This is a genomic window from Anaerotignum faecicola (assembly GCA_024460105.1).
Taxonomy (GTDB): domain Bacteria; phylum Bacillota; class Clostridia; order Lachnospirales; family Anaerotignaceae; genus JANFXS01.
The window spans coordinates 1-487 of record JANFXS010000197.1; the positions used below are offsets into that span (position 1 = coordinate 1).

General features: G+C 39.2%; 1 protein-coding gene. It reads right to left on the bottom strand.

The window, feature by feature from the left end; translation table 11 throughout:
- Positions 1-142 precede the first annotated feature (142 nt).
- Positions 143-487: transposase (locus NE664_13510; GenBank protein ID MCQ4727649.1), on the bottom strand; the 345-nt coding region annotated here is incomplete at its 5' end.

Genomic DNA, 487 nt, shown 5'->3' on the forward strand with positions numbered 1-487 from the left:
CCGTAATTCTCAAGAAGGGGAGAGTTTGTTTAAGACAAACTCCCCCTTTTTTCTAAATGCTATATAGTTTATAAGGCACCATTTATCAAAACTGGTATGACCATAAAACGCCTGTTAAATCTAGTTACTACAATTCTAAATTTTACTGTTTTATCAGCGTTTCGCCTATCTGCAAGTCTGTCCAGTCTGGATAAGTATTAATTAAGTCGATCACTTCCTTAACATAGGAGTAATCCAGTTCTAATTCATCGGAGATAATCAGTAAATTCTTCTTTTTATCATATTTCCGCCGAATCATTGCTACAATTTTGGCCTCGCCTTTCACTTCGCCTTCAGTCCGCCCTTCCACTCTGCCAGCCTCGATCATTCCCAGAATTGCTTCACACATATTGATCTTCCCCCTTTCATCCTGATACTCATTTTTCAGAAGTTCCAGCTCCTTTGAGTTGGTTACCGTTGTAATGACATCAAAGGCATCTTCGTCCAG